This is a genomic window from Bacteroides sp. ET336 (genome assembly GCF_024733815.1).
Lineage (GTDB): Bacteria > Bacteroidota > Bacteroidia > Bacteroidales > Bacteroidaceae > Phocaeicola > Phocaeicola cellulolyticus.
This window is the reverse complement of record NZ_JANRHK010000003.1, coordinates 1-20422: the sequence shown is the minus strand read 5'-3', so window position 1 is coordinate 20422 and position 20422 is coordinate 1. Positions and strand designations below refer to the sequence as shown.

12 protein-coding genes and 1 pseudogene are annotated in these 20422 nt (G+C 41.0%); 9 read left to right on the top strand and 4 right to left on the bottom strand.

What is annotated here, in order from left to right:
* Window positions 1-6: 6 nt before the first annotated feature.
* The 3 genes from NW213_RS04335 to NW213_RS04325 all read right to left on the bottom strand — a co-directional run bounded on the left by NW213_RS04335 (window position 7) and on the right by NW213_RS04325 (window position 6008).
* Window positions 7-3177 carry a SusC/RagA family TonB-linked outer membrane protein gene (locus NW213_RS04335; RefSeq protein ID WP_375338110.1) on the bottom strand — a complete coding sequence of 1057 codons (3171 nt, stop codon included), beginning with the start codon at window positions 3175-3177 and terminating at the stop codon, window positions 7-9.
* 182 nt (window positions 3178-3359) lie between these two features.
* Window positions 3360-5063 (bottom strand): DUF6377 domain-containing protein, encoded by a 1704-nt coding sequence (locus NW213_RS04330; protein ID WP_258321952.1) that lies wholly within the window; start codon window positions 5061-5063, stop codon window positions 3360-3362.
* 93 nt (window positions 5064-5156) lie between these two features.
* On the bottom strand, window positions 5157-6008 hold the full coding sequence (locus NW213_RS04325; protein ID WP_258321951.1) for a patatin family protein: 852 nt from the start codon (window positions 6006-6008) through the stop codon (window positions 5157-5159).
* Between the two features lie 139 nt (window positions 6009-6147).
* Here NW213_RS04325 and NW213_RS04320 point away from each other — a divergent pair, with 139 nt between their 5' ends.
* The 9 genes from NW213_RS04320 (at window position 6148) to NW213_RS04280 (ending at window position 19279) form a co-directional block, all read left to right on the top strand.
* Window positions 6148-7539, top strand: a complete 1392-nt coding sequence (locus NW213_RS04320) for an aminopeptidase P family protein (RefSeq protein WP_154045016.1) — start codon at window positions 6148-6150, stop codon at window positions 7537-7539.
* A 22-nt stretch (window positions 7540-7561) separates the two neighbouring features.
* On the top strand, window positions 7562-8761 hold the full coding sequence (locus tag NW213_RS04315; RefSeq protein WP_258321950.1) for an aminopeptidase C: 1200 nt from the start codon (window positions 7562-7564) through the stop codon (window positions 8759-8761).
* Between the two features lie 194 nt (window positions 8762-8955).
* Window positions 8956-10677, top strand: a complete 1722-nt coding sequence (recJ, locus tag NW213_RS04310) for a single-stranded-DNA-specific exonuclease RecJ (protein ID WP_204391519.1) — start codon at window positions 8956-8958, stop codon at window positions 10675-10677.
* Window positions 10678-12585 (top strand): ATP-dependent DNA helicase RecQ, encoded by a 1908-nt coding sequence (locus NW213_RS04305; protein WP_258321949.1) that lies wholly within the window; start codon window positions 10678-10680, stop codon window positions 12583-12585.
* A 106-nt stretch (window positions 12586-12691) separates the two neighbouring features.
* Window positions 12692-13270: a helix-turn-helix domain-containing protein gene (locus NW213_RS04300; protein ID WP_235340767.1), complete on the top strand. Its 579-nt coding sequence runs from the start codon at window positions 12692-12694 to the stop codon at window positions 13268-13270.
* Between the two features lie 16 nt (window positions 13271-13286).
* Entirely contained in the window at window positions 13287-14939 is a 1653-nt protein-coding gene (locus tag NW213_RS04295) for an AMP-binding protein (RefSeq protein WP_258321948.1), read from the top strand.
* A gap of 390 nt (window positions 14940-15329) precedes the next feature.
* The gene (gene dnaK, locus NW213_RS04290) at window positions 15330-17243 is read left to right on the top strand and encodes a molecular chaperone DnaK (protein ID WP_258321947.1); all 1914 of its coding nucleotides are present in this window, start codon (window positions 15330-15332) and stop codon (window positions 17241-17243) included.
* Between the two features lie 213 nt (window positions 17244-17456).
* The gene (locus NW213_RS04285) at window positions 17457-18020 is read left to right on the top strand and encodes a helix-turn-helix domain-containing protein (RefSeq protein ID WP_118939839.1); all 564 of its coding nucleotides are present in this window, start codon (window positions 17457-17459) and stop codon (window positions 18018-18020) included.
* The gene (locus NW213_RS04280; protein ID WP_258321946.1) at window positions 18017-19279 is read left to right on the top strand and encodes a site-specific integrase; all 1263 of its coding nucleotides are present in this window, start codon (window positions 18017-18019) and stop codon (window positions 19277-19279) included. The genes NW213_RS04285 and NW213_RS04280 overlap by 4 nt, the downstream gene beginning before the upstream one ends.
* Before the next feature lie 249 nt (window positions 19280-19528).
* Here the strand turns inward: NW213_RS04280 and NW213_RS04275 are convergent.
* A pseudogene (locus tag NW213_RS04275) lies at window positions 19529-20422 on the bottom strand (helicase); the annotation flags it as partial.

Below are 20422 nucleotides of genomic sequence, written 5' to 3'. Positions count from 1 at the left end.
TAAACATTAGAAACTAAGATTTGCTCCGATTGTAAATACTCTGGCCTGTGGATAAACTCCATAGTCAATACCAAGTGATGTACCACCTGAAGAAATTTCAGGATCAAATCCATGATATTTTGTAAATGTCAGAAGGTTTTCAGCTGCCACATATACTCTCAATGAAGAGATGAATACCTTGCTAGTCAGACTCTTAGGAAGAGTGTATCCCAACTGGATATTTTTCAGGCGGATGTAGCTGCCATCATAAACATACAAATCAGAAGACTGCCAGTTAACATTATCACCTACAACAAATCTTGGAACTCTGTTTGATGTTCCTTCACCAGTCCATCTCTCAAGCATCCATGAAGGTAGGTTACTTGCTGAAATATCTGTACGGCGTGTTGCATCGAAAATATCATTTCCTGCTGTACCCTGCCACATCATAGAAAAATCAAAATTCTTCCATGAAGCATTGAAATTCAAGCCAAATGTCCAGTCAGGCATACCTTTACCTATATATGTTCTGTCATCTTCATTTATAACTCCATTGCCATCAACATCAACAAATCTTACATCACCAGGAACAGCGTCAGGCTGAAGCAATTCTCCATCAGCGTTTGTATATGAATTTACTTCTGAATAATTCTGGAAAATACCGTCTGTCTTATATCCATAAAAATATGGGAAAGGCATTCCATTCTGAGCACGGCTTATAGTACCTGCTCCCTGAAAAGAGTCAAGATTTGCCCAACCGGAATCATTGCCATATTCAATAAGTTTGTTCTTCAGATATGTAGCATTTCCTGCTATTCTGAAATTCCAGTCAGAAACATTAAACTTATAAGATAATTCCATTTCAAGACCACTGTTTTCCATCTTACCAACGTTTCCTATTGGTTTAGTTTCACCCACATATGAAGGGATATTCATAGTCATCAACATACCGTTGGTAGTTTTCTTATAATAATCGGCTGTAAAAGTCAATGCATTATTGAAGAAACCGAAATCAAGACCGAAGTCAATCTGTTCAGATTCCTCCCATCTTAAATCAGGATTGGCAAGGCCACTTGCCTTAACACCATTAACAACAGATTCTGACGCTCCGAATATAGCATTGTTACCTGTAGATGTAAGTACTGTATAACGGAAGTTACCGATATTCTCGTTACCGTTCTTACCCCAAGAAAGACGTACTTTAGTAGAAGACAACCAATCCGGACGTTTCTGCATAAACTCTTCATTAGTAAGATTCCATCCTAATGAGAATGACGGGAACACAGCATAGTGATTATTCGAACCAAAACGAGATGAACCGTCACGACGTACTGTAACCTGCAACATATAACGTTCATCATAGTTGTAGCTTGCTCGTGCAAAAAGAGATGCCAAAGCTGACGGTTCTGTTGGAGCACCTGCCGAATCACGGTCACCATTTTCTGCAAGACCACTACTTGCATCTATATACGGACGGTCATAATTGATGATGTCATTTCTTGAGCCCCACAAATATGAACCTGTAGTTTTTTTGGCTGATTGTCCCAATATCACAGAGAAACTATGTCTATCAAGTGTCTTATCATACATCAGCACATTTTCCAACTGCCAAACCAAACCGTCATATTTATCAGAATAAGCAGTAGAACGTGTTGAATAGCCTCCATTTCTCAAATAATATTTAGGAGTATATCCGTCATTTCCCCAGAATGAAAGGTCTGCACCGAAAGAAGATTTAAACTTCAAATTATCCCATATCTGCAGTTCGGCAGAGAAATTAGCTACAAATTTATGACTCCATCCTTTACTTCCAGGCAAAGACAAGTTTGCCAAAGGATTTGTCATTTCACCATACTCTGAACCAGGAATACTAAATAACTTGCCATTATTAGGATCGTACATCGGAGTATATCCTTCTGTATTTGCATATTTGTCCAACTGCGCTTGCGCTGCATCGCCTTCGTCATAAACTGTCAATATTGGAGAAAGAGCCAACGCAGAACCCAAAGGAGAACCCCATGTAGAATTGGCATCTATAGAAGTACTCTCGATATGAGCATATGAAAGATTTGATGTAACTTTCAGACTGTTCAGCCAATTTCTATTTTTACTTTCATCAAATAAAGTATAAATAGTATTACTTCTTAGGGTAAGTCTATCATAATTTGAACGACCGTAATTACCTCCGACAATACCATCCTGAGTGTAATAACCAGCCGAGAACAGATAACTTACTTTTTCATTTGCACCGCTTACACTCAACTGATGATTCATTACAGGAGCATTGCTATTGAATACTGCATCCTGCCAGTCTGTACCTTCACCGTATGAATAAGGGTCACTATATTTAGGAGCCAACCCTGCATTCATATATCCCTCGTTAATCATCATGGCATATTCGGATGCATTGAGAACATCACGCTTCTTCCAGGCATTCTGCCAACCGTATGAGAAATCATAGTTTACCTTAGTTGCTCCAACTTTACCTGTCTTTGTCGTTACCAAGATTACTCCGTTCGCTGCACGGGCACCATATACCGCACCAGAAGCAGCATCCTTCAATACTTCTATAGAAGCGATATCATTAGGGTTCAGATAATCCAATCCACCTTCAATTGGCATTCCGTCAACGATATACAACGGATCTGAATTGTTGATTGTTCCGACACCACGAACTCGTATCTGTGCAGCAGCACCAGGCTGACCGGATGATGAAGTGACTGTAACACCAGCAGCCAAACCTTTCAAAGCATTATCCATACGTACAGGAGCTGCTGCCGCCAAATCGTCTGATGAAACTTTGGCTATTGAAGCGGTTACAACACTTTTTTTCTGAACGCCATAACCTACAACCACCACCTCTTCCAAAGTTTCAGAATCTTCTTTCAACACAACATTAATAGGAGTCTCATCGTTTACTGTCACCGATTGTGTCACATATCCTATATAAGATATTTCCAATACAGCACCTTTATCTACACCATTAATCATAAAGTTACCGTCTATATCGGTTATAGTACCGACAGTAGTACCTTTTACCAATACACTTGCTCCTATTACATATTCACCAAGAGCATCCTTTACATTACCTGTAACATTGATCTGTTGTGCAAAAGCACCCAACGAGAAGAATAACATCAGGCAACAGAGAATGAACTTCCGTCCATTTGCCTGCATAAAATTTACTTTTTGTCTCATAAATAAATTTTAAAAGTTAACACTAAATAAATTAATTTCTCTGACAGCAAAGGTAGGTCCTAATTTAATTGTCTGTATATATGAGTAAACTGCAGAAGTAAACTAAAAAGGATATTATACTACTGATTATCAGCAATATAACATCCTTTACAAGTAAACTATAAGTAATATCTTATTGTGCTTTACTTCTGCATTTTACCCAATGAACGGACAGTTTCGGCAAACTCTTCTTTAGGTATAATGGCCTTGTTGCGTGTCCTCAAACGATTATTATAAACTGTCTGAGGAGAACAATGCAAGAATTCGGCTATCTTCACGCTATCGCTTATACCCAACCGTACCAGTGCATATATTCTAAGTTCAGTATTGAGCAATTCTCCATCTTTAAGCACCACTCTTTCTTCCGGTCGCAATAGTGAATTGAAATCTTCAACGAAATCCGGATATACATGAAGGAAGATTGCATCGAAACTGTGATAGAATTCTTTAAGTTCACTCTGAACTATTGTTGTACTTGAAGTCAGTGATTTTATATCATCTATCTGTCCTGCCTTTAACTTTCTGTTGATACTCTTTCTGTATTCTTCCAGTTTACTTATATAGCTTGAGCATATTGAAAATACATAACCTATATATTCTTCTTTTACATAATTGGATTCCTGAAGCTTACTGTTACTTATCTTCAATTTCTCGTTTACTTCGCTCAGTTCTTTGTTTACATCTGCAAGCATCTGATGGGCTTCGGAAAGTTCATCTACATGACGGTTAAGCAAACGATTGCTTTCATCCAATTCTTTTCGTGACTTGACAAGCCTTCTATACTGGACATATATAAACAATATAGAAATCAGCAAAACTACCGACATTATACTCATTGCATAAAGTGATGAACGAAGTTTACTTTCCTGCTCGGCGTTCCTTTGCTGGTAAGCATGACGTAATTTATCCATTACTGAAGAAATATTTGCAAACCTTACCCTGCTTGGATATAACAAAGCAGCTTTAAGACAATATCCGATATATGTATATCCCCTGTCTATATCATTACATGAATATAGTATGTTTGATAATTCTTCCAAAGAAGCTATATCTCGATTGCTTATCTTTATATCTGCAATTGCAGAATAAACCAGATATTTTATATAATTGTATTCATCACCCTCATTAAAAAACATAATAGCCAGATGGTATGAATTAATAGCATCTGTTCGCGACGACAGTCTTGATTTTTCCACTATTTTCTGGAGTTTAACCTTAATACTGTCTCCAAACGCAGACCTCGGATAGTCTTTATGTAATGAAGCATAAAAGCTATAATACGACGGATTGTCAGGAGTTATAAATTCCTGTGCTTCGCGTTTTAATTCCGCTTCGCGCTCATAATAGGCTCTGGTAAGTCCCGGACGTTCTCCTATATATTGTCCCAAATGAGAATACAGATATATTTTACTGTCATAATATCTGAACATCAAATCTTTATTCAAGTTTTTAATATCTATATCTTCAATAACTCCTTCTGCCTCACTAAGCAAACCTGTAGCAGCAAGTAAGAAAACTTTATTCAGAAGCCATTCCTGCTCCCAGTCTTTTCTTCCAAGTTCTTGGGAAATACTGATGTTATCAGTTACATAGACCATTGCAGAATCTACATTATAAACATAATATTCATCATAGAACATCTTGTTAAGCCACAATCTTTCCTCCGGTTTTAAAGCCGAAGACTTCCTTTTCCTCAGTTCCTCTAATCTGGCTTCTTTCTCCGCTACATATTTATCACTGAATGCCAATACAGAATCAAGCCTTAATAACAATTGTTCCAATTCAGAATCAATAGAATAGGCTTCCACCGAAACCAATAACAATAGCAACATCAAGATATTTCTCATCACTTATCTTAAATCTTAAAAGTTAGCAAACTCGGTATATAATCAGACAGCACCATATAGTGCTGTCTATTCTAAGCTCATTTCACATATGAATTAATCCTGCATCAAAGGTTTAAGCACCTTTTCAGCACAAAGATATCCTTCCTCATAAAGTTCCGTCAGTTTCTTTATATCCTTCTCGATACGGTTTACAACGACTTTCTTTTCCGGACGGATTGCTATAATCTTTCCCTCATCTTCCATTTTTTCTACCATCTCCAGCTGTTCATTATATACACGGCAACGGTTACTCAATAGTACACGCAAACGAGGATATCTGGTATATATGAAATGAGGAACCTTTATGTCTTTCTCCGTCTTACGGTAACCACGATTACGGGTAAGAACGACAACATTCTTCTCATATCCCTGCTCTATGGCTCTCAACACAGGAATGGAATCTATTATTCCTCCATCAAGCATTGGACGTCCATCCACATAAACTATCGGACATACATAAGGCAAACTACTTGAAGCCTTGGCTATACGCAACAATCGTTCCTTATCATGCTTTTCTTCAAGATAACAAGCCCTACCGGTTACACAATTCGTTGTGACCATCTCAAACCGGTTAGGATTCTTCATATAAACATCGTAATCGTACGGAAGAATTTCTTCAGGAAACAGTTCGTACAGAAGCTTCTGATCTAAAATACTGCGCTGATGAAAAAGATATTTAAAGCTTATATAGTTATACTTTTCAAGCATATCTATATTACTGTATTTGGCACGACCTCGCTGATGCGACATATACGAAAGTCCGTTGCAAGCACCGGCAGACACTCCTACCGCATAAGGGAATTCGATATTGTTATCCATCATAAAATCAAGCACGCCACAGGTAAATACACCACGCATGCCACCGCCTTCAAGCACTAAGCCCATTTTACTAAAATCTACTTTCATAACATATTTCTTTTAAAACAGACACGCCAAATGCAAATATATGTTTTTTAAATACATTCAGATAGAAAATAAGACATTTTTTTCTTACTTTTGCAACATAAATAACATATTCTATAAATTACTGTATAATATTACTGTTATGTTTGAAACCTTAACATATCAAAAAAGACGCCAAGCCTTGAGGGAAAGAATGAGCAACGGTCTTATTCTTATCCTAGGAAACAACGAGGCTCCGGCAAACTATCCTGACAATACATACAAATTCAGACAGGACAGTTCGTTCCTATATTTTTTCGGACATTCCCACCCGGGATATGCCGGAGTTATTGACATAGACAATAACGAAGAGTATTTTTTCGGCAATGATGTCGATATGGACGACATTATATGGATGGGACCTCAGCCTAGCATAAAAGAACTGGCTGCAAGAGTAGGTGTAAGCAAAAGCTTCCCATTCGACAAACTGAAGGATGTTATAGGAAAAGCTTTATCACAACGCAGAAAAATCCATTTCCTGCCTCCATACCGTTATGACAACATGATGCTTCTGGAAGACCTGACAGGTATTAAGGCATCTATGGTTAAAACTCATGCCTCTGTAGAATTAATCAAGGCCGTCGTGTCATTAAGGGCTGTAAAGGAACAATGCGAGATTGAAGAAATTGACAAAGCGTGCAACATTGGTTATGAAATGCACACAACAGCTATGCGTCTGTGCAAGCCGGGAGTATCGGAACAATACATAGCAGGTATCCTGGAAGGTATCGCAGCTTCATACGGAAGCATGACTTCATTCGCCACTATCCTCACTCAGAACGGACAGACATTACATAACCACGACCACAGCCACATTCTGCAGGAAGGAAGACTGATGCTTACAGATGCCGGTGCAGAGAATATAAACAACTATTGCTCTGACCACACACGTACTGTCCCTGTAGGAGGAAAATTCACCCAGCGCCAGAAAGACATTTATAACATTGTTTATGCATGTCATGAGAAAGCCCTGGAACTGGCAAAACCTGGAATAACATACAAGTCCGTACATCTTGACGTATGCAAGGTTCTGGCTCAGGGACTCAAAGATCTTGGACTGATGAAGGGCGATGTGAACGAAGCTGTCGCAGCAGGTGCACATGCTCTGTTCATGCCTCACGGACTTGGACATATGATGGGACTTGACGTTCACGACATGGAAGACCTGGGACAGATATACGTGGGATATGATGATGAAGTACGTCCATCCGACCAGTTCGGGTTGGCATCTCTGCGTATGGGTCGCCGTCTGCAACCGGGATTTGTCATGACCGATGAGCCGGGATGCTATTTCATTCCAGCACTGATTGACAAATGGAAAGCAGAAGGAATGCATACCGACTTCCTAAACTACGACGTTATAGAAAAATATAAAGACTTTGGCGGTATCCGTCTGGAAGACGATATACTCATCACTCCTGACGGTTCAAGATTTACAGGAGAAAAGCGTATTCCTATCAAGGTGGAAGACGTAGAGGAAATCATGAAGAATTAATACTATAAATCCAATTAATAACATGAACAAATTTATCACACTGGCTGCACTTGGACTTTGTTTCAGCAGCATCAACGCTCAGGAAGCGAAAGAGGAGAAAAAAGCTGAAGAAGGCTTTGTGTTTACAACTATCAAGGAAAACCCTATCACATCTATCAAGAACCAGAACCGTTCAAGCACTTGCTGGTCGTTCTCGTCTGTAGCATTCCTTGAATCTGAATTGCTACGTCAAGGTAAAGGCGAATTCGACCTTTCTGAAATGTTCATCGTTCACCACACAATGGAAGATCGTGCCATAAACTACGTACGTTATCACGGTGATGCTTCGTTCTCTCCTGGCGGTAGCTTTGAAGATATGGTAGTTTGCTACGAAAAATATGGTATGGTGCCACAGGATGCAATGCCTGGTATCATGTACGGCGACTCACTTCCTGTACACAACGAACTTGACGCTGTAGCAGGAGCATATGTTGAGGCAATCGGTAAAGGCAAGTTCTCAAAACTTACTCCGGTATGGAAGAACGGTCTGCGCTCTATTTATGACACATATCTTGGTGAATGTCCGAAAGAATTTAATTACAACGGCAAGACTTACACTCCAAGAACATTTGCCGACGAAGTTTTGAAACTGAACATGAACGACTATATCTCTTTGACTTCTTATACTCACCATCCTTTCTACACTCAGTTCAACGTAGAAGTACAGGACAACTGGCGTAATGCTCTTTCATACAACCTGCCTATAGAAGAGTTGATGGAAGTTATGGACAATGCCGTAAGAAAAGGATATACATTCGCATGGGGTTCTGACGTAAGCGAACAGGGATTCACTCGCGACGGTATAGCCGTATTCCCAGATGCTTCCAAGGGTGCAGAACTTACTGGTTCAGATATGGCACACTGGTTGGGACTTAGCGCAGCCGACAAGCGTAAGGAACTTACAAGCAAACCTCTTCCTGAAGTAACTGTAACACAGGAAATGCGTCAGACAGCTTTCGACAACTGGGAAACTACTGACGACCACGGTATGCTTATCTACGGTTTGGCTAAAGACCAGAACGGAAAAGAATACTTCATGGTAAAGAACTCTTGGGGTGAAGCTGGAAAATACAAAGGTATATGGTATGCTTCAAAGGCATTCGTTGCTTACAAAACTATGAATATCCTTGTACACAAAGATGCAATCCCTTCAAAAATTGCCAAGAAATTAGGCCTGAAATAATCGTAATATAGACTGATTACAAATAATATGATGCCGGTTTAGTTAAATTTTATACTAAACCGGCATTTTTATTCTTTCTTTTTCCTAACTTTACAAATTGAATTGAACCGGCATACCAAGTAATGCCACACAAAAAGACAGGAACATTATGTTCCACCCCATCATACTCAGGAAAAAAGAAAAAAAATAATATAATGAGATACAAATGGAATTATCAACCTCCTACTCTAGAGCAAAGAGAAGAAGCCAGGGCTCTGGCAAAGGAAATAGGTATTAGCCCGATCCTTTGCCACTTATTGCGACAGAGGGGCATAAAAACAGCCGATGCGGTAAAGAAGTTTTTCCGTCCGCAACTGCATGACCTGCACGATCCGTTCCTGATGAACGACATGGATGCGGCTGTGAAAAGGCTCAACAGCGCAATGGGCAGGAAAGAGCGTATCCTGATATATGGCGATTACGATGTTGACGGCACTACAGCCGTGGCATTAGTCTATAAATTTTTACAGCAGTTCTACTCAAACATTGATTATTACATTCCTGACAGATACAACGAAGGATATGGAGTAACGACAAAAGGAGTTGACTATGCATACGAAACAGGAGTAAAACTTGTGATTGTGCTCGACTGCGGAATAAAAGCCGTAGAAGAAATTGCGTATGCCAAAGAAAAAGGAATTGACTTCATAATTTGTGACCATCACGTACCCGACGATGTACTGCCTGATGCTGTAGCCATACTCAACCCCAAAAGAGCAGACTCTACATATCCCTACGAACACCTTTCAGGATGCGGCGTGGGATTTAAGTTCATGCAGGCATTTGCATTGAACAACGGTATAGAATTTCACCAACTCACCCCATTGCTTGACCTTGTAGCAGTAAGTATCGCTTCGGACATCGTTCCTATCATGGGCGAGAACAGAATACTGGCATACCACGGACTGAGACAGCTCAATGCCAATCCTTGCATGGGACTGAAAGCCATAATAGACGTGTGCGGACTCACTGACAAGGAAATAAACATGAGCGACATAGTGTTCAAGATAGGTCCGAGAATAAACGCCTCGGGAAGAATACAAAAAGGAAAGGAAGCTGTTGACCTGCTCATTGAAAAGGACTACAAACAGGCACACGAGAAAGGCAATCTGATAAACGGATATAACGAACAGCGCAAGGATCTGGACAAGACTATGACCGAAGAGGCCAACAAGATTGTCGATTCTCTTGAAAACCTTTCGGAAAGAAGAAGTATTGTGATATACAACGAGGAATGGCACAAAGGGGTAATAGGTATTGTAGCTTCAAGACTTACAGAAATTTACTATCGCCCTGCAGTGGTGCTCACCCGTACCGAAGGTCTTGCTACAGGCTCGGCACGTTCAGTCTCAGGATTCGACGTATATAGCGCAATAGAGCATTGCCGCGACTTGCTTGAAAACTTCGGCGGACACACATATGCTGCCGGGCTGTCCATGAAAGTGGAGAATGTGGAAGAATTCACAAGACGATTCGAGGAATATGTGACAAACCATATATTACCTGAACAGACAAGCGCTACAATTGATATTGACGCACAACTGGACTTCCGCGACATAACTCCCAAATTTTTCTTCGACCTGAAAAAATTCAACCCGTTCGGACCGGAAAACCACAAACCTGTGTTTGCCACACTTAATGTTTACGACTATGGCACAAGTAAAGTGGTGGGACGCGAACAGGAGCATATAAAACTTGAACTAGTTGACAACAAATCGAACAATGTGATGAACGGAATTGCTTTCGGACAAAGCTCACAGGTGAGATACATCAAGACAAAGCAATCGTTCAACATCTGCTACACGATAGAAGAGAACTCACACAAGCGCGGTGACATTCAGTTACAGATAGAAGACATTAAGCCAAGCGGATTTTAAATGACAGACGATTACCGTAAAATACTTAAAGACTATTGGGGATATGACAATTTCCGTGGAATACAGGAGGATATTATCCGAAGCATAGGAAGCGGACGCGACACACTTGGACTGATGCCTACGGGAGGTGGAAAATCCATTACATTCCAGATTCCCGCCATGGCGAAAGACGGACTGTGTATTGTCATAACTCCACTGATAGCCTTGATGAAAGACCAGGTGAGAAACCTTCGCGACCGCGGCATAAAAGCCATTGCCATATATTCCGGCATGACTCGCGAAGAAATCATCATAGCTCTTGAGAACTGTATTTTCGGCAATTACAAGTTCCTTTATATCTCGCCTGAAAGACTTGACACGGAGATTTTCCGCATCAAACTCCGCAGCATGAAAGTCAGCATGATAACTGTTGACGAATCGCACTGTATCTCTCAATGGGGTTATGACTTCCGCCCCGCATATCTCAAAATTTCAGAAATAAGAAACCTGCTGCCAGGCGTTCCCGTTCTGGCACTGACAGCCACAGCCACTCCCGAAGTGGTAAAGGACATACAGCAGCGTCTTGCCTTTAAAGAGGAGAATGTGTTCCGAATGAGTTTCGAACGCAAGAACCTTGCATACATTGTCCGCAGAACAGAGAGCAAGCAGGAAGAACTCCTTCATATTCTGAAACACGTAGATGGCTCAGCCATAGTATATGCCCACAACCGCAAACGTACAAAAGAGTACGCCCAGCTATTGAACGAAAACGGAATTACGGCTACGTTCTATCATGCCGGACTCAACAACGAAACAAAAGACCAGCGACAGAAATCGTGGGTGAAAGGAGAAACCAGAGTTATGGTTGCCACCAACGCATTCGGTATGGGTATAGACAAGCCTGATGTACGACTAGTAGTGCACGTTGATATACCGGATTCTCCGGAAGCATATTTCCAAGAGGCAGGTCGTGGCGGACGAGACGGTAAAAAAGCTTATGCAGTATTGCTTTATGCAAGAAGCGACAAAGCCACCCTGAAGAAAAGAATAACAGACACATTTCCCGAAAAAGACTATATCCGCACAGTTTACGAGCATCTGAACTATTACTATCAGATGGCAATGGGCGACGGACTTGGTTGCACCAGAGAGTTCAACATTGATGAGTTCTGCCGTAACTTCAAGCATTTCCCTATCCAGGTAGATAGCGCATTGAAAATACTTACCCGTGCGGGATATCTGGAATACACAGACGAGCAGGACAACAATTCTCGTCTGATGTTTACTCTGACAAAAGAAGAGCTTTACCGCATACATGAGACAAGCCCCGAAACCGAAAAGCTGATAAACATCATACTCCGTTCATACACAGGAGTATTCACCGAATATGCCTATATAAACGAAGAAACTCTGTCACTGCGCACCGGCATGACACGCCAGCAGGTATATGACACACTTATCTCACTCACCCGCCGACGCATTCTCCATTATATACCGGGAAAGAAAACTCCTTATATTATATATACGCGCGAAAGACAGGAAGCCAACCGTCTGATATTCACAAAAGAAGTATATGAAGACAGAAAGGAAAGCTTCATCCGCCGCATTGAGGCCATGACTGAATATGCCGAAACTGAAGACAAATGCCGAAGCCGTATGCTCTTGCTGTATTTTGGAGAGAAAAACGAACATAACTGCGGACAGTGCGACGTATGCCTTTCGTCACATTCATCAGGAATCAAGCAGGGAGTGTTCGACGAGATATCGAGAGCCATAGAAGAAACTCTCAAAGAAAAGGACATGACAACATCCGCACTCATGGAAAAACTTGAATCATACGACAAAGAGAATGTTACAAAAGTATTGTCATACCTTCTTGCGGAAGAAATCATACATCAGAAAAACGGTATGCTTTCATTGCCAAAATAATCTTATCTAACATATTCAAGCTACAAAAAGTAAGAAAAAACCATTGTGTTATAAAATTTTGACTATATTTGCGCTTACAAACATATAAATCAAAACTTTTTTTACCATGGATTACACTAATATCATCGGCGAAAAAATCAAATCGCTTAGAAACATAAAAGAGATCAGTATAGAAGAATTGGCAGAAAATACAGGCTTGACTACTGAACAAATCACACGCATTGAAGAGAATATCGATATTCCGTCGCTGGCACCGCTAATCAAGATAGCACGTGCCCTTGGTGTACGCTTGGGTACATTCCTTGACGACCAGGACAGCGAATCCGGTCCGGTGGTATGCCGCAAAGGTGAAGCTGACGACACTATAAGTTTCTCAAACAATGCTACTGACTCACGCCAGCACATGCACTATCACTCACTTTCACGCAGCAAGACCGACCGCCACATGGAGCCTTTCATCATAGACATTGATGAGAACGATGAAACCGTGTTCAACCAGTCGGCTCACGAGGGCGAAGAATTCATAATGGTAGTGAAAGGTATGGTGGAAATCACTTACGGAAAGAACACTTACGTTCTTGAAGAAGGCGACACAATTTATTACGATTCTATCGTGCCTCATCACGTTCATGCCTACGAAGGTCAGGCAGCACGTATTCTTGCAGTAATCTATACACCAATCTAATCAAAAGCCGGAAACCATGTTACAGTTATCAGAAAGAACACTTGGCGACTGGCTCGAACATTGGGCCGAAGTCACCCCCGACAAAGAATATATAGTCTATTCCGATCGCAACCTGCGCTTCACATGGAGCCAGTTCAACAAGCGCGTGGACAATATGGCAAAGGGTCTGCTCGCCATCGGAGTGGAAAAAGGAACTCACGTAGGTATTTGGGCAGGAAATGTGCCCGACTGGCTGACATTCCTGTATGCATGTGCCAAGATTGGTGCAGTGGCAGTCACAGTAAACACCAACTACAAACAGGCAGAGCTTGAATATCTGTGCCAGAACTCTGACATGCACACCCTATGTATCGTAAACGGAGAGAAAGACAGCGATTTCGTCCAGATGACATACAATATGCTCCCGGAACTGAAAACCTTCAGCCGCGGACACATGAAGAGCAAACGCTTCCCGTGTATGCGTAATGTTGTCTATATCGGTCAGGAAAAATTCAGAGGAATGTATAACACTCCGGAAATTCTTCTTCTAGGAAACAACATAGACGATGAGGTTCTTGAAAACGCCAAAAAGCAGGTAAGCTGTCACGACACTGTAAATATGCAATACACATCAGGTACAACAGGATTTCCGAAAGGAGTTATGTTGAGCCATTATAACATCACAAACAACGGCTTCCTGACAGGTGAACACATGAAGTTTACATCAGACGACAAACTGTGTGTGTGCGTACCGCTGTTCCACTGTTTCGGTGTAGTGCTTGCCACAATGAACTGCCTCACACACGGATGTACACAGGTAATGCTGGAACGCTTCGACCCGCTGCTCGTCCTTGCATCAGTGCATAAAGAACGCTGTACGGCACTATACGGTGTACCGACAATGTTCATCGCCGAACTCCACCACCCTATGTTTGATATGTTCGACCTCAGCAGTCTGCGCACCGGTATCATGGCAGGTTCTCTCTGCCCTGTGGAACTGATGCGTCAGGTTGAAGAAAAGATGTTTATGCGTGTCACCAGCGTTTACGGTCTGACAGAAGCATCGCCTGGTATGACACACACCCGCATAGACGACCCGTTTGAAGTGCGCTGTACAACAGTAGGACGTGATTTCGAATTCACCGAAGTGAAAGTTCTCGACCCGGAAACAGGCGAAGAATGTCCTGTAGGTGTTCAGGGAGAAATGTGTAACCGCGGATATAATACCATGCAGGGTTACTACAAGAACCCTGAAGCTACAGCTGAAGTCATCGACAAGAATGGTTTTCTTCATTCAGGCGACCTTGGTGTGAAAGACGAAAACGGCAACTACCGCATAACAGGACGTATCAAGGATATGATTATCCGTGGTGGTGAGAATATCTATCCGCGCGAAATCGAAGAATTCCTCTATCAGATGCCTGGCATAAAGGACGTGCAGGTAGCCGGAATTCCGTCGAAGAAATATGGAGAGGCAGTAGGCGCATTCATCATCCTGCACGAAGGATGCGAAATGAACGAATTCGACGTTCGCGAATTCTGTCAGGGCAAGATTGCAAGATACAAAATACCGAAATATATCTTCTTCGTAGATGGTTTCCCTCTGACAGGAAGCGGAAAGATTCAGAAATTCAAGCTGAAAGATATAGGTTTGGAACTCTGCAAACAGAAAGGTATAGAAATTATCTGATATTATACATTATTATATCAGATATGGAGCCACGGTGGCATAATTACCACAGTGGCTCCATTTTTTTGTTTCTACCGAAACAATACCTCGTTCTTCCACATAAAAACATGTTTTCGTGCTGACATTTTCTATAAATATAACAGATAAAATACTTTTATCTCCAACAAAAGAGTCTCTTCTACCCTATATATTTTATCAATGTACATAGTTTAAAAGATGACAGGAATCATGTTTTGTCAGTAAAATTAAGATAAATTTCAGCCAAAATGTCAGTTTTTGTCTGTGCCAAAACATTTTTACGCTGTGGCACACGGTTTGTTTATAATACAGCGTAACGCAAAAGTTACAGAAATAACTTAATTAGATAATAATAAAAAAACAGATAAAATTATGGGAAAGATTATTGGTATTGACTTAGGTACAACAAACTCATGTGTAGCAGTGTTCGAAGGTAACGAACCAGTTGTAATCGCTAACAGCGAAGGTAAGCGTACTACTCCATCAGTAGTAGGTTTCGTTGACGGCGGCGAACGTAAAATCGGTGACCCTGCAAAACGTCAGGCTATCACAAACCCAACTCGTACAGTTTACTCAATCAAACGTTTCATGGGTGAAACTTACGAACAGGTAGCAAAAGAAATAGAACGTGTTCCATATAAAGTAGTTCGTGGCGAAAACAATACTCCACGTGTTGACATCGACGGACGTCTTTACACTCCACAGGAAATCTCAGCTATGATTCTTCAGAAAATGAAGAAAACTGCTGAAGACTATCTTGGACAGGAAGTTACAGAAGCTGTTATCACAGTTCCGGCATACTTCTCAGACTCACAGCGTCAGGCTACAAAAGAAGCTGGTCAGATTGCAGGTCTTGAAGTAAAACGTATTGTAAACGAACCGACAGCAGCAGCACTTGCATACGGTGTTGACAAATCAAACAAGGATATGAAGGTTGCAGTGTTCGACCTTGGTGGTGGTACATTCGATATCTCAATCCTTGAATTCGGTGGCGGTGTGTTCGAAGTACTTTCTACAAACGGTGATACTCACCTTGGTGGTGATGACTTCGACCAGGTAATCATCGACTGGTTAGTTCAGGAATTCAAGAACGACGAAGGTGCTGACTTAACTCAGGACCCAATGGCAATGCAGCGTTTGAAAGAAGCAGCAGAAAAGGCAAAAATCGAATTGTCTTCTTCTACTTCTACAGAAATCAACTTGCCTTACATCATGCCTGTAGCAGGTGTTCCAAAGCACTTGGTTAAGACATTGAGCCGTGCTAAATTCGAACAGTTGGCACACAACTTGATCCAGGCTTGTCTTGAACCATGTAAGAAAGCTATGAGCGATGCAGGTTTGAGTAACTCAGATATCGACGAAGTAATCCTTGTAGGTGGTTCTTCACGTATCCCTGCAGTTCAGAAACTTGTAGAAGACTTCTTCGGTAAAGTTCCTTCTAAGGGTGTTAACCCAGACGAAGTAGTTGCAGTAGGTGCAGCAGTTCAGGGTGCAGTATTGACAGACGAAATCAAGGGTGTTGTTCTTCTTGACGTAACTCCATTGTCAATGGGTATCGAAACAATGGGTGGTGTGATGACAAAACTTATCGACGCCAACACTACTATCCCTTGCAAGAAGAGCGAAGTGTTCTCTACAGCAGCCGACAACCAGACAGAAGTTACAATCCACGTACTCCAGGGTGAACGTCCTATGGCAGCACAGAACAAATCAATCGGTCAGTTCAACTTGACAGGTATCGCTCCAGCTCGTCGTGGTGTTCCTCAGATTGAAGTAACATTCGATATCGACGCAAACGGTATCTTGAAAGTATCTGCTAAGGATAAGGCTACAGGTAAGGAACAGGCTATCCGTATCGAAGCTTCATCTGGTTTGAGCAAGGAAGAAATTGACCGTATGAAAGCTGAAGCTGAAGCAAACGCAGAAGCTGATAAGAAAGAAAAGGAACGTATCGACAAATTGAACCAGGCTGACAGCTTGATCTTCTCTACAGAAAATCAGTTGAAAGACCTTGGCGATAAGATCCCTGCAGACAAGAAAGCTCCTATCGAAGCAGCTCTTCAGAAACTGAAAGACGCTCACAAGGCTCAGGATTTGGCTGGTATCGATGCTGCAAGCGCAGAACTCCAGTCAGCTTTCCAGGCAGCAAGCGCTGAAATGTATGCTCAGTCAGGCGCACAGGGCGGTGCTCAGGCAGGTCCTAACGCTGGTCAGGCAAACAATGGTGGTGCTAACGACAAGCATGGAGACAATGTTCAGGATGCTGATTTCGAGGAAGTCAAATGATTCCGATAAGTAAACAAATAATAAACAATAAGCAAAAGCGTGCAGCTCAACGAGTTGCACGCTTTTTGCGTTTATAGGGTTCATGGTTTCTATGTGTTTTCTATAGGCTTTTTTATCTCTTATTTGCGACATATTTGCGACAAGACAAAAAAGTAGATAATGTGGAACTAAATTCTACTTATCTATACTAATACATACTTAAAAGTAGATAATATGCCAACAATCGGATTTGAAATCAAAAGAAAGTGCAAAGTCTGCGGCAAGGTTTTCGTCGCAAAGACACTTGACAGTTATTATTGTTCCCCCCAATGTGGTAAAGTAGCTTGGAAGCGCAAAAAGGATGTAAAAGATAGAAATGCAAAATTAGAAGCCATTGCCCAACAAGTACCAGACATCAGAGAATATATTTCTGTAAAGGAGGCAGTAGCAATGTTTGGGGTAGAACGTAGTACTCTCTATCGCTTAATCAAATTGGGACGTATTCCAGTCATCAATTTGGGTACAAGGCTCACGCGTATCAAACGCTCCGAAATGGAACAGCTTTTCCTAAAGAGACCGGAAAGTATTGCCGAAAAAGAAAAACCTGTTCCTAAAACATATAGCTTAGAGCCAGAGGACTGTTATACCATTACAGAGATTTGTGAAAAGTACCATATTAATGATAGTTCAGTATGGGCGCATGTTAGAAAATACTCTATTCCTTCAAGACAAATAGGAAACTATGTATATGTACCCAAACAAGAAATAGACAATCTATATAAATCAGAAGTAGAATGAAGAAAGCATTACCAAACACCAAAGTGACCGTCAAACTCAGAAAATCAAATTATAAAGATGAGTGGTATCTGATTATAGAATCATACCCGGTTTACAAGCGAGGCTCTAAACAGGCAAGCCGTGTGGTTGAATCAATTAACCGGACTATATCCACACCAATTTGGGACAAGTCTTCCATTGCACGAATCTTGCCGGATGGAACATTCAATTACAAACCTAAGCGTGATTTGAATGGAATCATCCAATGCCGTTCAACGATAGATCAAGAGGCTTGTATCTATGCCGACAATGTGCGTAAGTTACGGCAGTATGAATACGATAGCGCAATTCTATATACAGATAAAGAGAACGAAATCGCTGCACAAAACGAGCGGAGCGAACAAGACTTTATCAAGTACTTCAATAGCATTATCAGTAAAAGGCATCCCAACAGTTCCGATTCAATTATAGTCAACTGGAGACGTGTGGTCGAACTGTTGAAGATTTATTCTAAAGGACAACCAATCCCATTCAAGGAAATCTCCGTTAAACTACTCGAAGATATTAAGATGTTTCTGTTACGTGCCCCCATGGGAGGAAATAAAAAAGGAACGATCTCACAGAATACTGCATCTACCTATTTCTCTATACTCAAGGCCGGATTAAAACAAGCGTTCGTTGATGAATATCTTACCGTTGATATAGGTGCAAAAGTAAAGGGGATAACAAACATTGAGAAGCCTCGTGTTGCACTTAGTATGAATGAAGTGCAAATGTTGGTTGATACTCCTTGTAAGGACGATGTTTTAAAACGTGCGTTCTTATTCTCTATTCTCACAGGATTACGACATAGTGACATCCAGACTTTGAAATGGAAACAGATTCAGCAAACAAGTAAGGGTACATGGCAAGCAGTTATAGTTCAGCAGAAAACAAAAAGACCAGATTATAAGCCAGTCATACAACAAGCTCTCCAACTCTGTGGAGAACGCCCAAACGATGAAGAATCTCTCGTTTTTGAGGGATTGACAGATGCCTCCTGGATTTCACGTCCTCTGAAAGTTTGGATAGAAGCATCCGGTATAAAGAAGCATATCACCTTCCATTGCGGCCGCCATAGTTTCGCTTCGCTATTGCTGGAAAATGGTGTTGACATATATACAATAAAAGATTTAATAGGTCATACAAATGTCAGAGCCACGCAGATTTATACGCATATCGTGAACGAACAGAAAGAAAAAGCAGCTAATACATTACATATAGACAACCTGAATTTATAAGTCATGTAAAAATACAACTATTGAAATTCAGCAACTCAGGTTAAGTAAATTACATATTTATCGTTATTTGCCCCTCATTAAGCATCAGCTTTTTGAGGGGGATTTTGTTACAAAACGCTCTAAAATTGCAGCGCGCTAAAAAGTTTTACAATTTAGCAGTAATTACATCTGTTCTGCAAGAATTATTACACTTATAATACTGTCATTAGAGAGTAAAACGATGATTATTTTCTACTTATTTGCATTCCACTATTTGGGGCTATCGTAAATGACATCAAGTAACTCATTTGCAAGTTTACCATCTGTGATTTTAATAATGTTGTCTTCCTCTGTTACATAGCCAAGTATATTGATACTGCCATACCAGACAGTGGACCTATCTATGATACACGAGGATAAAGATAGTTTAGGTACAATCTTTACATATAATCCCAAACTTTTTAGATAATTCGTCTGACTGCTTTCCTCTGATGTAAGAATTGCAACTTGAACACCACTTACATGAAACTCTCTGAGCATTTTAACAAATGTGTTTCGTTCTGTACGATAGAGTTTTGGAGAGGATATGACAATAGATTGTCTTGAACTTTTCAAATTTTGCATAAATGCCAAACGGAATGTGTTGCCATTGAAAATCTGTCCTTCATATGATGATATTTGTAAGTCATCTGTATTATCAAACAGCGTCTGAGTATCTTTTGACAGTACACGATAACCGATGGCAAAGTATCCTTTTAGGCGTTTACGATACATATTCTCACAAACAGGTTCGTGTATATCAATATAGTCATAAATACGAACATCTTTCTTGCCCTCATTCTCACGGTGCAAACGTCCGGCATATTGTGCCACCAATCCTTTCCATGAGATTGGTAGTGCCAAAAACAGTGTATCAAGTCGTGGATAGTCAAATCCCTCTCCCACATATTTTCCCGTGGCTACTATTACAAGAGGGGCATCTTTGGGTATATCCTGTAACTTTTGCAGCGTTTCTCTCTTGTTCTTTGCAGTCCCTTCTCCTGTGAGTTGTATGATGTTGGCTACATGCTGCTTCAACATTTCGGCAAGCAATTCTACATGAGAAGTTCTGGCAGTAAGTATTATAGGCGTTCGGCCTGCAGCCACAACATTAAGAACATCCTC

Coding starts and splice junctions, on each gene's coding strand:
- NW213_RS04325 (WP_258321951.1), bottom strand. CDS start 6,008: ATGAAAGTAGATTTTAGTAAAATGGGCTTAGTGCTTGAAGGCGGTGGC.
- NW213_RS04285 (WP_118939839.1), top strand. CDS start 17,457: ATGCCAACAATCGGATTTGAAATCAAAAGAAAGTGCAAAGTCTGCGGC.
- NW213_RS04280 (WP_258321946.1), top strand. CDS start 18,017: ATGAAGAAAGCATTACCAAACACCAAAGTGACCGTCAAACTCAGAAAA.
- NW213_RS04305 (WP_258321949.1), top strand. CDS start 10,678: ATGACAGACGATTACCGTAAAATACTTAAAGACTATTGGGGATATGAC.
- dnaK (WP_258321947.1), top strand. CDS start 15,330: ATGGGAAAGATTATTGGTATTGACTTAGGTACAACAAACTCATGTGTA.
- NW213_RS04300 (WP_235340767.1), top strand. CDS start 12,692: ATGGATTACACTAATATCATCGGCGAAAAAATCAAATCGCTTAGAAAC.
- NW213_RS04330 (WP_258321952.1), bottom strand. CDS start 5,063: ATGAGAAATATCTTGATGTTGCTATTGTTATTGGTTTCGGTGGAAGCC.
- recJ (WP_204391519.1), top strand. CDS start 8,956: ATGAGATACAAATGGAATTATCAACCTCCTACTCTAGAGCAAAGAGAA.
- NW213_RS04320 (WP_154045016.1), top strand. CDS start 6,148: ATGTTTGAAACCTTAACATATCAAAAAAGACGCCAAGCCTTGAGGGAA.
- NW213_RS04335 (WP_375338110.1), bottom strand. CDS start 3,177: ATGAGACAAAAAGTAAATTTTATGCAGGCAAATGGACGGAAGTTCATT.
- NW213_RS04315 (WP_258321950.1), top strand. CDS start 7,562: ATGAACAAATTTATCACACTGGCTGCACTTGGACTTTGTTTCAGCAGC.
- NW213_RS04295 (WP_258321948.1), top strand. CDS start 13,287: ATGTTACAGTTATCAGAAAGAACACTTGGCGACTGGCTCGAACATTGG.